This is a genomic window from Blautia coccoides (assembly GCF_034355335.1).
GTDB lineage: Bacteria > Bacillota > Clostridia > Lachnospirales > Lachnospiraceae > Blautia > Blautia producta.
The window spans coordinates 5,550,367-5,564,840 of record NZ_CP136422.1; the positions used below are offsets into that span (position 1 = coordinate 5,550,367).

Below are 14,474 nucleotides of genomic sequence, written 5' to 3' on the forward strand. Positions count from 1 at the left end.
ACCGTTTTGTATCATTGTATACACTTATACAGTTCTTTTCTATTATACGTATTATCACGCTAAAATGCAAGCATTTTATCTCTCTATCGCTTTATTTTAGTAAAAGTTCAAATTTCCACTATTCCGCGAGGAGCTGCCTTGCATTTGCAAGGCAATCCCCAGGCAGCCACGCGCTAAACTGTGGTTTTTGCAGTTTGTGTGCATGCTTTTGTTGCTATAAAGCCGAAAGGCTGAATGGTAACTTAGCAAAAATAAAAGCTGCCCTATGCCTCGATTCCGTCTATCAGACACAGCCATTGCGCCATATGGGCAGCAACGGCTGCGTCTGATACCCGTTTCCGTGGTATGCAGCAGCTCTTAAACTCCGCGCACTCTGTGCGCAGATATGACAGGATCATCAATCCTGTTTTTTCATAAATTCCATATAGCTGGAAACCATCAGCGCGATCTTGAAAGTCAGCGCGTCATCAAACACTCTGATATCAAGTCCCGTGCTCTTCTGGATCTTCTCCAGTCTGTACACCAGTGTATTCCTGTGCAGGAAAAGCTGGCGTGATGTCTCTGAAATGTTCAGGTTATTATCGAAAAATTTATTGATGGTATTTAACGTCTCATCATCCAGGGATTCTGGCAGCTTTCCTCCGAATACCTCTTTCATGAACATCTCACACAGAGGCATGGGAAGCTGATAGATCAAACGGCCGATTCCCAGATTGTTGTATCCTACAATGGTCTTCTCCACGTAGAAAATCTTTCCTACATCAAGAGCCATCTTCGCTTCTTTATAAGAGCGGGATACATCCTTGATCTCATTGATGATATTACCATAGGACACACGTACCTGCGACATAGCCTCAGCGTTGAGCATATCCACAATCATCTTTGCAATACCTTCAATGGATTCATAATTGTCGGTCTCTTCCAGATTCCGCACAATAATGATATTTTTCTCATCAATTGCTGTAATGAAATCATTTGTCCTTGATACAAACAGATTTTTCAGGATTTCTATAGCATCCTGGTCCTTTTCATTCTTAGTCTCAACCAGAAGCACTACCCTCTTGGCTTCCACCGGGATATGCAGCTTCTTAGCGCGGTTGTATACATCAACCAGAAGCAGATTGTCCAGGATCAGATTTTGGATAAAGTTAGACTTATCAAAACGCTCCTTGTAGGCAACTATCAGATTCTGGATCTCCGCAACAGCCACACGGCCAATCATATAAGCGTCTTCATTGCCGCCTTTTGCGATCAGTATGAACTCCACTGACTGCCCATCATAAATCTTAAAAAAGTGATAGCCTTTCATCACCTGGCTGTCCGCCATAGATTCCACAAAGCCGGACACATCACCGAAATCCTCGTTCTCTACCGGAAATGTAGTAGAGTTTACCTTCCCATCCACATCCATAACACAGAGATCTATCCTGGTTATGGTTCTCAATTCTTCTAATGTCTTCTGTATCACCTGGCTTGAAATCATAGTTTTTCTCCTTCTGCGCACTTATCAAAAATACTAATATATCAATTACTATAACGTATTTTCGACAAAATTTCAAATTTTTATTTTCATACAAAGACAGGCAGTTTCTGAGATATAAAAACTGCCGCAGATAAATCCGCGGCAGTCTGTATCTTTTCATAACAATTAGTTTGTAATAACCTGTTCTGTTTCTTTGTCGAATACGTGAATCTTTTCCAGATCCAGAGAGAATTTAACAACATCGCCTGTTCTGGCTGTTGTACGCGGATTAACTCTTGCTGTCATCGGGAATCCTTCTGTGTCAAAGTATAAGTAAACTTCAGCACCAAGTAATTCGTAAACAGTGATCTTACCCTGGATCACGCTGCCCGGGAATGCCTGGATACGAGCTTCATCATCGTATACATGCTCAGGACGAATACCCATAACAACAGTTTTTCCATCATAACCGCCGTCGATGAGCGGTTTTCTCTTGGAAGCAGGTAAAGCGATAGTTGTTCCGCCGATTTCCAGTTCAACTTCATTGCCTTTTACGTGGCATACTGCATCCATCATGTTCATCTGAGGAGAACCGATGAATCCTGCAACGAACAGGTTCTTAGGAGCATTGTATAAGTTCTGAGGAGTATCAACCTGCTGTACAATACCGTCTTTCATAACAACGATCCTTGTACCAAGTGTCATAGCCTCTGTCTGGTCATGTGTTACGTAGATAATGGTTGCACCTAATCTCTCGTGCAGTTTGGAAATCTCAGTACGCATCTGTACACGAAGTTTAGCATCCAAGTTTGACAGAGGTTCGTCCATCAGGAATACTTTAGGTTCACGTACGATAGCACGTCCCATAGCAACACGCTGTCTCTGACCACCGGAAAGAGCTTTCGGTTTACGGTCTAACAGTTTTTCCAGGTCAAGGATCTTAGCAGCTTCTTTAACCATTTTATCAATCTGGTCTTTCGGAACTTTTCTCAGCTTCAGACCGAATGCCATGTTGTCATATACTGTCATATGCGGATACAGAGCGTAGTTCTGGAATACCATTGCAATATCTCTGTCTTTAGGTTCTACATCGTTTACAACCTTGTCACCAATCTTTAATGTACCGCCTGTAATTTCTTCCAGGCCTGCGATCATACGAAGGGTAGTTGATTTACCACAACCTGAAGGACCTACGAAGATGATAAATTCTTTATCTTCGATTTCAAGATTAAAATCTTTTACTGCCTCGAATCCGTTTGGATATGCTTTACAAATATGCTGTAATGATAAGCTTGCCATTTTCATTTCCTCCTAATTGTTACGCGTCTCTTTGCTTTGATTAACTGTTACAAGTATAACACTGCCACCCCGTTTTTTACCATAGTTCAATTAAACAAAGATTAAATAAAGTCTTTGTTATCATCTCCAAGGAATTACAACCCATTGGCATTTTACCGAAATTTCTTCTCTTCAATATACAACTTGCACAATGGATATCATTTCTCCATATTTTTCCTGTGGTCCACGGGTTTCACGGGAAATATGAGCGTAGTCTTGAACAGATCCCCATCCAGATAGATCTCAAACCGGCCGTCCATAAGCTCCACCAGGTTCTTGGCAATGGAGAGTCCCAGGCCGCTGCCCTCTGTACTTCTGGACTCATCTCCCTGGGTAAAACGCTCAGTCAGCTCCTCTGCGTCTATGTTCAGGGGCTGGAGGGATATGTTCTTCAGGGAAAAGACCACCTGCTTTTCATCTGCCCTCATATCCGCATAGACCCGGCTGCCGGGCAGGGCGTATTTGATGATATTGCCGTAGAGGTTCTCCATGACCCGCCACAGCGCTCTGCCGTCGGCCCAGATATAGACTTTTTCCTCGGGTATACTGTTAACCGTCTCTAAACCGCAGTTTTGAAGCTGTTCAAAGAATTCCCCCTGTACCTGCTGCTGGAACTCTCTGAAGTCCATCCGCTCAGGCTGGATATGGAAATTGCCGGAGTTGATCCTGGACACCTCAACCAGATCCTCCATGAGGATCTTCAGCCGCTGTGTCTTCTTGTCCAGCACATCCACATACTCCTCTATCTTGGGGTTTATGATCTTCTCCCTCTTCAGCAGTCCGATATAACTGATGATAGAGGTGAGGGGGGTCTTCAGGTCATGGGACACATTGGCGATCAGGTCTGTCTTTCTGCGCTCATTCCTCACACTTTCCTGTACCGCTTTTTCCAGATTGTCACCGATCCGGTTAATGTTGTCCGCTATCTCCACGTTGACCCTGTTCAAGTTTTCGGTTGGTATTTTATAAGTAAAGTCTTCGTCTGAAATCTTCCTGACACCATCCAGTATCTGCTGTCTTGCGCTGATCTCTTTCAGAACATGGCCTCCTGCATAGAGGTTCAAAAAGACAAGGATCACACTTCCTAGGGTACCGCCGCGGCATAAAAGACAACTGGTAACCGCATAAAGAGCAAATCCCGCCAGGGCAAAGGCTGCCCTTCTTCCTCCCCGGATACCGGCCCTGTAGTTCCCAATGACCTGTTTGATGATGCTGCCTCTGCACAGGGTCTTCATTTTCCCTCTGCGCACAATGCTCAGAACCCCCGTCAGCAGAAGCATATAGATAATTAAAACTATCACTACATTCCCGGTCGCCTGGGGCGGGGGAAGGATTTCATCCATGCTGCGTTTTATGATCACGGCTGCCAGACATATGAGCAGTCCCAAGGGGACCAGAAGAAATTCAATGGATATCCTGTCCAGGTACCTGACTATCCCGTTCCCGCGGCCTGCGCTCTTTACTGTCATCACACAGAGTGCCATAAGGGAAATGAAAAATACGGCAGCGGAAAAAATCAGTCCTTTTGGAAATGTTTTAATAAACCAGGACCATTTATCATAAAACTGGCTGCCGCCCCACAGGTAATCCTTGGCAGAGAAAGTTCTGTCTATCCAGACGGACAAGGTAATGTTATCCGTATCTGCAATATCCTCATTGAGTTTTTTTATGATATCGTATTTCATCTCATAGGTCAGGGGTACATCCGTGTCAAGGAAAAACATATCCCCCTGGAACCTGATACGGGCAGAGTTCTTCTTTACTGCCTCCGATGTGCAGTTGGTGTACACCAGGCCTGTCTCCGTGTTCTCCAGTCTGTACTTGATATTGGTATTTTCTGCTTTAAATCTTTCCTTATCCTTTGCATACTGAGACATTTCCGAATCTATTTTCAGCAGACACACCGCCAGTTTGGAGATACATTGAACTTCGCCTGCCCGCCTCAGGTTCCTGTCTGACATGACAAATTCCAGTATATTGTCAAACCCCCGGGGCGCGTACAGCTCATCAAGAGTTCCTTTTACCTCCTTCTGCCCGTTTATATTGTACAGATTCCTGTCATTTTCCTGGATGTAGTTTTTCCACCACTTATAGCTCTCCTTCTGCCGGCTCCAATCATAGAGCTGCTCCAGAGTATATGCAAAACCGTTTGTATTGCTGCCGCTTATGATCCCCTGCTCCGCGTACTCGAAAATATCCACCAGTTTGTCCGGCGCGTATTCCCCGTCATTCTCAAAATTATTCCTCAGGTGCATATAATCAATAAGCTCCGACACCTCATTCTCCACATTACATGCATAATCCCTGGTTTTGTAATAGGGCGGAGTCTCCCCTGCAAGCCAGTTGGGGTCCTCCCATACCTGATAATAGTCGGCAATGACAATATAGATCATCACGATCACAGCAAATAAAAAGTGCAGGATCAGTGTCCCTGGATAACAGAACGGACGCCTATTCCTGCCGGGTTTTTTCTCTTTTATATTTTTAAATATTTTCAATTTTGTATCCCACTCCCCAGACAACTTTCAGATACCTTGGGTTCTTTGGATTCAATTCAATTTTCTCTCTGATATGACGTATATGTACCGCCACCGTATTGTCAGCGCCTATGGCCTCCTCATTCCAGATGTTACGGTATATCTGCTCGATAGAAAATACCTTTCCCTTATTTTTCAGAAGAAACAAAAGAATATTATACTCTATGGGGGTAAACCGAACGCTTTTGCCATCCAAAGTTACCTCTTTCGTATCATCGTCCACGAGCAGCCCTCCCGAAAAGTAAGTGTGCTTAGCCAGACCCTTGGGCATATTTCCCAATTCTGTGTAGCGTCTGAGCTGGGACTTTACACGGGCGATCAGCTCCAGGGGATTAAAAGGTTTTTCCATATAGTCATCCGCTCCCGCGTTAAGCCCTGCTATTTTATCCTCATCCTCTGTTTTGGCTGTCAGGCAGATGATGGGGATCGTTGAAAATCTGCGGATCTGAGTGATCGCCTGTATGCCGTCCATTTTTGGCATCATGATGTCCACGATCAGCAGATGCACTGTTTCCCTGCGCACTGCTTCTGCGGCCTCTAAACCATCATAGGCACACAGTACCTCATACCCCTCCTCCGTAAGATAAAGCTCTATGGCATGTACAATCTCTCTGTCATCATCACAAACAAGTATCCTGAACATGTTACCACCTCTTGTCATTATTTTGCATCCAGCACCGGCATCCTGCCAGGGATGTCTGTGCCCTGAATCATCTCAGGACGTGGCGTCACTGCTGTATATTTATTGCAGCTATTCAGCAGGTCTGCGCATTTACCGCACTGACCGTAAGAAAACCTTCACCAGACAGGCAAAATCCCATAATCACAGGTGATTCTGCATGGATTCTTGCCCGTATCTGCGAGGGTACTGAACAGTTATGCTTTATTATACCATTGTTTCATCATTTACCGTAAGAAACGTAAGCAAATTCCAGAAAATTAAGAAAAACTTAATGAATCCCCTCTAAATATACAGATAATGAACCTTTCACAGTCATACAGCATTAACAAAATGGCAACTTCTGCCAATTACTAAAATAACAGTAATTATTTCAGGATCGCTTTACATATCATGAATTCTTTTTTATAATAATACGAATTAGACAAATTCAATGGAAAGGAATCTTACTATGTTTCGTTTGATGGGAACAATCTATAAAGACACGCATATTGTCAAGAGCACCGTCATATGTGATGAAACGGATACGAACCGCACCAAGAAAGTTTTTCACTGTCTGGATGCCATCTGCTATGAGTTCGATCTGGAAAAACCGCTGTGGCTGGATGTGAATATCAAGGATTTCCAGAAGCACGCAAAAGCACGTTTTAATCAGGATAATTTTATTGAAGTATTGGATTTTGATTTTTTGGAAATCCAGGTGATCGAAGAAGGATAAAAAACAGCCCGCACGGAAAATGAAACTTCCGCACGGGCCGTTCTTTATTTAAGGTTTAAAGTCTTTTCAGCAGCTCTTCTCTTCTTTCCTCGTATCCCGGTTTTCCAAGGAGTGCGAACATGTTTTTCTTGTAGCTCTCAACACCGGGCTGGTCAAAGGGGTTCACACCTGTCAGATAACCGCTGATACCGCAGGCAAATTCAAAGAAATAGAACAACTGTCCCAGACAGAACTCGTCCTGTTTCGGGATCTTAACCATCAGATTCGGGGTATTCCCGTCTGTATGGGCAAGGATCGTTCCGTTCATGGCGCTCTTGTTTACAAAGTCCATGCCTTTTCCGGCCAGATAATTCAGGCCGTCCAGGTCATTGTCTGCCTCTTTGATGGCAAGATCCACTTTCGGCTCTTCCACTGCGAGAACAGTCTCGAACATGATCCTGGAGCCGTCCTGGATAAACTGTCCCAGGGAGTGCAGATCTGTGGTAAAGTCCACGGATGCAGGGTAGATACCCTTCTGGTCCTTACCTTCGCTCTCACCGTATAACTGTTTCCACCATTCTGCCACATAGTGCAGAGTCGGCTCATAGTCTGCCAGGATCTCAACGGATTTTCCTTTTCTATGAAGAATGTTGCGGACTGCCGCGTACTGCAGAGCGTCATTTTCCGCATACGGAGTATTCAGTGCCAGTTCTCTTCCGGATGCTGCACCTTCCATGAGCTTATCAATGGAAACACCGCTTACTGCGATGGGCAGAAGTCCAACGGCTGTCAGTACGGAGAAACGTCCTCCCACGTCATCCGGAACTACGAAGGTCTCATAGCCTTCTTCTGTTGCCAGGGTCTTTAATGCTCCCTTGGCTTTATCTGTTGTAGCGTAAATCCTTTTTGCTGCTTCTTCTTTTCCGTATTTGTTCTCTGCCATCTCTTTGAACACACGGAAAGCGATCGCCGGTTCTGTTGTTGTACCGGATTTTGAAATGACATTAATGGAGAAGTCTCTGTCTCCGATAACTTCAGCCAGTCCTTTTACATACGCACCGCTGATATTGTTGCCTACATAGTAGATCTCCGGAGCTTTACGGGCTTCTTTTGTAAGGTTATTATAAAATGGATGGTTCAGGAAATCGATGGCAGCTCTCGCTCCCAGGTAGGAACCGCCGATACCGATCACAAGCAGTACATCGGAATCGCTCTTAATCTTCTCCGCTGCTTTTTTGATACGGCCAAACTCCTCTTTGTCATAATCTACCGGAAGGTCGATCCAGCCTAAGAAGTCGTTGCCAAGGCCGCTTTTGGATACCAGGGTTTCTTTAGCCGCTTCCACCATTTTTTCCATTGCTGTTACTTCTTCTTCGCGGATCACATTGGCGGCTTTTGAATAATCAAATGTAACTTTGTTTCCCATTGCTCTCTTCTCCTTTTTCCTGTCGTTTGCCTGAAGCTGACCTGACAAAGGGTCAGGACAGCATGTCCAACTTAACTTGAACGTTGTCACTCATCAGATATAGTTTAGCAAATGATGGAAGGTTTATCAAGTTAGAAATTCCTTTATCACATCTTTGACGATGGCCTCCTCCTCTTTGTTCAGCAGATGACTGTACCGCTCATCTGTTGCCGCTGCCTCCCGGATGCGTTCCTCCACCTTCTCGGCTCTGGAATCCTTATCCTGTTCCCGGCGGTCCGGCATAGCCCGTTCTTTCTGGGCTTTCAGCCGCTGTTCCTGCTGAAGCTGTTCCTGTTCCTTTGCTTTTGCCCTTGCTCTTCTGCCCGTCTTTCCTGCCTTAGCCGCCTTAGCTGCTTTGGAATTGGAATTCTGACGGACGGGTTCTATCTGCACAACCTTCTGGCTGTCGCCTCTCTGGTTTTCCATATAATCCAACAGGTTTGTCTCAATGACCTCCTCCTGGAACCCCATGGATATCACCATGCGTATCAGAAGAAGGACGATCCCCATGACCGCTGTGCTGCCCACAAGCAGTCCCATAGCCGGAAAGTCTCTGGTCATAACCGGAAAGGATATCCGCTCCAGGCCTGTCCTTCTAAGCCACAGCGCCCCTGCTCCTGCCGCCAAAAAAGAAAGGACAAAAGTATACCAGGATACCCCTTTCATCTGCCGAAGGGTTATCGGTCCTATCTTTCGTCCTCTCATCCGCTTTGTGAGATACACAGCGGGGTTATGTATCACTGCATCGTCTTTTACATTTCTCTGATACTCCAGCAGAAACTGCTGCAGCCATTTGTCTTTTACTGCCGGAATGTTCTTCAAATCCCGGATTACTCTTCTGTTGCTCCCGTAGATTGCCAGTACGCTGAAAAGGCTCAGTAACCCCATCAGCCAGGTGCCATAATAAAATAAGTGCACAGTAAATCCTCCTCACTATTTCGGCGCGCAGAAAGCTCGCTCTTTATGGCATTCATTATATAGCAACCCAGGCATTTTGAAAACAAAAATCGTGCGTCAAATGCTGACAAAAGGTGCCTTTTCGCCCCCTGCCTACAGTCTTGCCGCCATTCCCTCTACCAGATTCACCGTATGGCGGATCGCTTCTCTCTCAAATGCGGGATAGTCCATGTGGGCGCTGTCGTCCGCCTTATCGGAAATGGCGCGGATCACCAGATAGGGGATCTGATTGAGATAAGCAGCCTGTCCGATGGCTGCGCCTTCCATCTCTGTACAGTACCCGCCTGTATTCTCAATGATCTGGTCTTTCACTTCTTTTTTAGCTATAAACTGGTCGCCGCTGACTACACGGCCTTCAAATACCCGGATATCAGGGTTGACCTGCCGGCATACCTCTGCCGCCAGACTGCGCAGTTCCTCGTCCGCAGGGAACGCCAGGGTATCCATTCTGGGAACCTGGCCGATGGGATAGCCGAACTCCCTGGCATCCATGTCATGCTGCAGGGTGTCAGTAGAGAGGACAATATCCCCGATATTGATCTCTGCGCGCAGAGAACCTGCCACACCGGTATTGATAACAGCATCCACATGGAAATCATCGGCCAGGATCTGGGTACAGATCCCCGCATTCACCTTGCCTATCCCGGAGCGCACGATCACTGCTTCTTTGCCGTTTAACCTGCCGCTGTAAAACTCCATGGAGGCTTTTCTCTCAACTGTTACGTCTGTCATCTTTTCTTTTAGGATTGCCACTTCCTCCTCCATGGCACCTATGATTCCTATATGTCTCATTGTAAAATTCCTTTCTGTCATGATATCAAAGTAATTCCGCCTGTTTTAATATTTGCCTGACTTTTTCAGTCTCATTCTCATCCGCAGTAAGCAGAGGAACTGTACAGGCGGGATCCATCTCCACGCCGCGCAGGACCATGGCCTTTTTGATGATAGGTATGAACTGTTCCGCCACATCATAAATGGCCATTAGGCTGTCTATTTTCTGCTGATATGTCTGCATAGCCTCCAGATCATTGTCTCTTGCCGCCTTTGCGAATCCCGCAGCCACCTCCGGCGCAAAGTTGGAAAGCCCTGCAATACAGCCGTCACCGCCGCTTAGTACATTGTGGGCAAAAAACTCATCAAACCCGGAATACACCAGAAACTCAGGGAATTCGCTTTTTACGGTCTGGATGATCGCTCGGGTGTGGCCCATGGTTCCCACTGTATCTTTGATCCCCACAATATTTTTATGTCTGCGGGCCAGACCCAGAATCACCTCCGGCTTTAGATCATATCCTGTTCTGGCCGGGAAATTGTAGAGAAGCACCGGCCCGTGAACACGGTCCGCCAGACTGTCGTAGAACTTTTCCACTGCACAGTCAGACAGGTTAAAATAGTACGGGGAAATCACCATAACACCGTCTGCCCCTGCATCCAGAGCAAAATTAGAGAATTCCACGCACTCCTCAAATTCCATACTGTTGGTGCCGATATAAACAGTTGCCCTGTGATCGATATAAGCCACTGCTTCCCGCACCATATTTTTCTTTTCTTCCATGGGCAGCGCGAAGAATTCACCGATACTGCCGAAAATCAGGATTCCGTCCATTCCGCCGCGGATCAGATGTTCATAGATCCTTTTGTTTGCCTCCGTATCAATATGTCCGTTCTCATCCAGTGCTGTCACTGCAGGTGTGATCCATTTTGCATTCATTGTCTTATTTCCTCTCTGTTATTTGATGAAAATTATATCACGCTTTTGTATATGAAACAACTTTCTATATTCCTTTTTCCTTTTGCTGCTGCTCTACGAAACTTCTTCACAGCATTGCGAAAAAGCTTGACGAGGGCCTTATTTATATGTACAATATTTATATAATGAGTAATATTTTCGAGCATTTTTTCGTCATTTTTTATGTAACCCGTGACCTTTACAGGGGCTGTGATCTTCCCCAAGACCGGTGATATCAGACATTTTTTCCGCTGCCGTCTCAGAAAAAAACACAATCTCGGAAGGTTCCCCGGAGACATTTTCTCCTCCAAGGACAAGTCCGTTGCTGTTTTCCCTGTATGCAAGCGGCAGCAGACGGCTGTATATACGCCCGGTCGCCTCATCCTGCACATGGACTGTCACCTGGGACGCATTAATGTACTCCGTATCCATATTCTGATACAGCAATTCCATTCTGACATCCAGTGCCTGCAGGATCTGTCTGTGAAGCTCACCTGTCTGCCTGCAGTCCTCTGCGCCGGCTGCCGCAAGAAGATAATCCAGCAGCCTTGTCACCTGAAGTTCAATCTCCTGATATAAATTTTCCATGTTCTCTCCTTTCTTTCCGCAATTGTAAAGTAGTTACCCGCAATCATCTATATCTGCCATTATACAGGAACAACTGCAGAAAGAAAAGATGTGATACACTGCTACTTACGCGACATAATACCCCCTGTTGCTGTTCACCTTGCTGCATACAACACGCTTGGCATGAACGGTAACTCCCCTGCTACCAGAACAGCCTGAAGGAACTGATAACAGCCAAAGGAGGTATCTATATGATTAAAAAAGTATTGAAGATCAACGGCCAGCCGCGCACTTTGATCGTGAGGGAAGAGGATTCCCTTGCCAAGGTACTCCGTGAACAGATGATGCTGACGGGATGTAAAGTAGGCTGCGGTCAGGGACAGTGCGGCACCTGTACTGTGATCGTAAACGGCAAGGCCGTCCGCTCCTGTATCGTGAAAATGAGCAAACTGGAAGATGACTCGGAAATTGAAACTATTGAGGGCATTGGTACAGTGGATGATCTGCATCCCCTTCAGGTAGCCTGGATGGGACACGGATGCGCACAGTGCGGATTCTGTTCACCGGGATTCATTATGTCCGCCAAGGTTCTCCTGGAGGAAAATCCGTCACCTACCCGTGAGGAAGTGCGCCACTGGTTCCAAGTACACAGGAATCTGTGCCGCTGCACCGGATACAAGCCACTTGTGGACGCGGTAATGGATGCCGCCAAGGTTCTGAGAGGGGAAATGAAAAAAGAGGACTTGATCTTCAAGCCGGTGGGCAATAAAATCCTTGGAACCAGCTATGTCCGCCCTTCAGCCCTCAAAAAAGTCACCGGAACCTGGGACTACGGTGCCGACATAGCGCTGCAGATGCCCGCGGGCACTGCGAGGCTGGCACTTGTGCAGGCTGAGATCCCCCATGGGATTTTAAAGGGCATAGACTATTCTGAAGCGGAGAAAATGCCCGGTGTGATCAAAGTGATCACTGCAAAGGATGTAAAGGGAAAGAACCGCATTAGCGGCCTTATCACCTTTGCCAACAATAAAGGGGATGGCTGGGACCGTCCGATCCTCTGTGATGAAAAGATCTTCCAAATAGGGGATGCGGTGGCTATGATCGCCGCCGACACAGAGGAACACGCAAAAGAGGCAGCCAAAAAAGTACGGCTGGACCTTGAACCTCTTCCGGCTTATATGAGCGCGCCGGAGGCCATGGCAGAGGATGCCATTGAGATCCATCCGGGAACGCCCAACATTTACTACGAGACCAATTGTATCAAAGGGGAGGAGACAGGCCCCATCATGGAATCCGCAGCTTTTGTGGCGGAAGCAGAGACCTACAGCAGCCGGCAGCCTCATCTTCATCTGGAACCTGACTGCGGTTTTGCCTATATAGATGAGGAGGGAAGGCTTACGGTACACTCCAAGAGCATCGGCATCCATCTGCACTCTGCCATGATCACCGCAGGTATCGGTATCGAACCGGATAAATTCCGGCTTGTACAGAACCCCTCCGGCGGCACCTTTGGATATAAATTCAGCCCCACCATGGAAGCCCTTCTGGGGGTTGCCTGTCTGGCGCTGGACGGACGTCCCTGCTCTCTGGTCTATGACATGTACCAAAATATCACTTACACAGGAAAACGTTCCCCTGCCTTTATGAACATCCGTATGGCGGCAGATGAGAACGGCAGATTTCTGGCACTGGAAGGTGACAATTATATTGACCACGGCCCGTATTCCGAGTTCGGCGACCTGCTGACTATGCGTCTGTCACAATTTACAGGTGCCGGCTATGATATCCGCAATATCCGCAACAGAAGCCGGACGGTATGCACAAACCATGCCTGGGGATCTGCCTTCCGCGGTTACGGTTCTCCCCAGTCTTACATGGGTTCTGAAGTCTGTATAGACATACTGGCAGAGAAGATGGGAATCGACCCATTTGAGCTTCGCTACCGCAACATCTACCGGGCGGGCACAGGGTGCACCACCCCTACCGGACAGGAACCTGAAGTGTACTGTCTGGAAGAGATGTACGAAAAAGCGCGGCCTGTCTATTATGAGGCAAAAGAGAGGCTTGCAAAGATGAACACAGACAAGCTCCGGTACGGAGTGGGATTCGCAAGCGGTATTTACGGCTGCGGCCTGGACGGAAAAGACAGTTCTTTTGCCAATATAAGGCTGAATCCTGACGGAACCTGTACGGTTTACAACTCCTGGGAGGACCACGGCCAGGGCGCTGATATCGGTGCGCTGACAATGGCTCATGAAGTTCTGCGCGAGGCCGGATTTACACCTGAAATGATCAAACTGGTACAGAACGACACAGCCCTCACACCTGCTTCTGGGCCTGCCGGAGGAAGCCGTTCCAATGTAGTGACCGGCAATGCCACACGTGTGGCAGCCGAAATGCTCCTGAATGCCATGAGAAAGGATGATGGAACTTTCCGCACCTATGAGGAAATGACAGCAGAAAACATCCCCACCTATTATGAAGGAACATGGGCTGCGGCTGCCTGTACGGACTGTGACCTGGAGACCGCCCAGGGCGCGCCTTTCAGCAATTACATGTACGAACTGTTCATCCCCGAAGTTGAAGTCAACATGGAGACAGGAAAAGTCCGTGTCATCCGTCTGACTACCGTATGCGACTTCGGAACCATTATCAACAAAATCGTGGTGGACGGCCAGGTCTATGGCGGCTGTACCCAGGGAATTGGGCTTGCACTCACCGAAGATTTTGAGGATTACAGCAGACATACCACATTAAAGGGATGTGGAATTCCTTATCCTGAGGACGTGCCCGATGACTTTAACATTATATATACGGAAACTCCAAGGCCTCTTGGTCCCTTTGGGGCATCCGGCTGCGGAGAAGGCCCGCTCACTGCAGGACACCCGGCTATCCTGAGCGCCATCTATAACGCAACAGGTGCAAGGGTACTGGAGATCCCGGCTCGTCCTGAAAAAGTAAAGGAAGCAATTGACGCTCTGAAAAAATAAAGGATATCAGCGGGAGGGCGCTTCGGCGCCTTCCTGACAAAACGCAGGAGGGA

11 protein-coding genes are annotated in these 14,474 nt (G+C 47.1%); 2 read left to right on the forward strand and 9 right to left on the reverse strand.

Translation table 11 applies throughout. The annotated features are described in order from the left end of the window. Positions 1-397: 397 nt before the first annotated feature. The 4 genes from BLCOC_RS24980 to BLCOC_RS24995 form a co-directional block, all read right to left on the reverse strand. Complete coding sequence (locus BLCOC_RS24980) at positions 398-1,483, reverse strand: PucR family transcriptional regulator (protein ID WP_018593361.1); 1,086 nt, start codon at positions 1,481-1,483, stop codon at positions 398-400. A 165-nt stretch (positions 1,484-1,648) separates the two neighbouring features. Beyond that, positions 1,649-2,761, reverse strand: coding sequence for an ABC transporter ATP-binding protein (locus BLCOC_RS24985; RefSeq protein WP_029471291.1), 1,113 nt, complete (start codon positions 2,759-2,761; stop codon positions 1,649-1,651). A gap of 197 nt (positions 2,762-2,958) precedes the next feature. Continuing rightward, positions 2,959-5,298, reverse strand: a complete 2,340-nt coding sequence (locus BLCOC_RS24990) for a sensor histidine kinase (protein ID WP_115623716.1) — start codon at positions 5,296-5,298, stop codon at positions 2,959-2,961. Beyond that, positions 5,285-5,980: a response regulator transcription factor gene (locus BLCOC_RS24995; protein ID WP_029471293.1), complete on the reverse strand. Its 696-nt coding sequence runs from the start codon at positions 5,978-5,980 to the stop codon at positions 5,285-5,287. The genes BLCOC_RS24990 and BLCOC_RS24995 overlap by 14 nt, the downstream gene beginning before the upstream one ends. Positions 5,981-6,467: 487 nt before the next feature. On the opposite strand from BLCOC_RS24995, the gene BLCOC_RS25000 reads away from it, so the two are divergent. Beyond that, positions 6,468-6,734, forward strand: a complete 267-nt coding sequence (locus tag BLCOC_RS25000) for a hypothetical protein (RefSeq protein ID WP_018593366.1) — start codon at positions 6,468-6,470, stop codon at positions 6,732-6,734. Between the two features lie 55 nt (positions 6,735-6,789). Here BLCOC_RS25000 and BLCOC_RS25005 read toward each other — a convergent pair whose 3' ends face one another. From BLCOC_RS25005 to BLCOC_RS25025, 5 genes are all read right to left on the reverse strand, one after another. After that, on the reverse strand, positions 6,790-8,139 hold the full coding sequence (locus BLCOC_RS25005) for a glucose-6-phosphate isomerase (RefSeq protein WP_018593367.1): 1,350 nt from the start codon (positions 8,137-8,139) through the stop codon (positions 6,790-6,792). Positions 8,140-8,265: 126 nt separating this feature from the next. Beyond that, positions 8,266-9,096 carry a hypothetical protein gene (locus BLCOC_RS25010; protein WP_115623717.1) on the reverse strand — a complete coding sequence of 277 codons (831 nt, stop codon included), beginning with the start codon at positions 9,094-9,096 and terminating at the stop codon, positions 8,266-8,268. A gap of 132 nt (positions 9,097-9,228) precedes the next feature. Beyond that, positions 9,229-9,927, reverse strand: coding sequence for a 5'-methylthioadenosine/adenosylhomocysteine nucleosidase (locus BLCOC_RS25015; protein ID WP_029471295.1), 699 nt, complete (start codon positions 9,925-9,927; stop codon positions 9,229-9,231). Between the two features lie 25 nt (positions 9,928-9,952). Continuing rightward, on the reverse strand, positions 9,953-10,846 hold the full coding sequence (locus BLCOC_RS25020) for a dihydrodipicolinate synthase family protein (protein ID WP_115623718.1): 894 nt from the start codon (positions 10,844-10,846) through the stop codon (positions 9,953-9,955). 192 nt (positions 10,847-11,038) lie between these two features. After that, on the reverse strand, positions 11,039-11,452 hold the full coding sequence (locus BLCOC_RS25025; RefSeq protein ID WP_018593371.1) for a hypothetical protein: 414 nt from the start codon (positions 11,450-11,452) through the stop codon (positions 11,039-11,041). 230 nt (positions 11,453-11,682) lie between these two features. On the opposite strand from BLCOC_RS25025, the gene BLCOC_RS25030 reads away from it, so the two are divergent. Continuing rightward, positions 11,683-14,421 (forward strand): molybdopterin-dependent aldehyde oxidoreductase, encoded by a 2,739-nt coding sequence (locus BLCOC_RS25030; protein ID WP_115623719.1) that lies wholly within the window; start codon positions 11,683-11,685, stop codon positions 14,419-14,421. Positions 14,422-14,474 lie beyond the last annotated feature (53 nt).

Coding starts and splice junctions, on each gene's coding strand:
- BLCOC_RS25005 (WP_018593367.1), bottom strand. CDS start 8,139: ATGGGAAACAAAGTTACATTTGATTATTCAAAAGCCGCCAATGTGATC.
- BLCOC_RS25030 (WP_115623719.1), top strand. CDS start 11,683: ATGATTAAAAAAGTATTGAAGATCAACGGCCAGCCGCGCACTTTGATC.
- BLCOC_RS24995 (WP_029471293.1), bottom strand. CDS start 5,980: ATGTTCAGGATACTTGTTTGTGATGATGACAGAGAGATTGTACATGCC.
- BLCOC_RS24985 (WP_029471291.1), bottom strand. CDS start 2,761: ATGGCAAGCTTATCATTACAGCATATTTGTAAAGCATATCCAAACGGA.
- BLCOC_RS24980 (WP_018593361.1), bottom strand. CDS start 1,483: ATGATTTCAAGCCAGGTGATACAGAAGACATTAGAAGAATTGAGAACC.
- BLCOC_RS25000 (WP_018593366.1), top strand. CDS start 6,468: ATGTTTCGTTTGATGGGAACAATCTATAAAGACACGCATATTGTCAAG.
- BLCOC_RS25015 (WP_029471295.1), bottom strand. CDS start 9,927: ATGAGACATATAGGAATCATAGGTGCCATGGAGGAGGAAGTGGCAATC.
- BLCOC_RS25025 (WP_018593371.1), bottom strand. CDS start 11,452: ATGGAAAATTTATATCAGGAGATTGAACTTCAGGTGACAAGGCTGCTG.
- BLCOC_RS25020 (WP_115623718.1), bottom strand. CDS start 10,846: ATGAATGCAAAATGGATCACACCTGCAGTGACAGCACTGGATGAGAAC.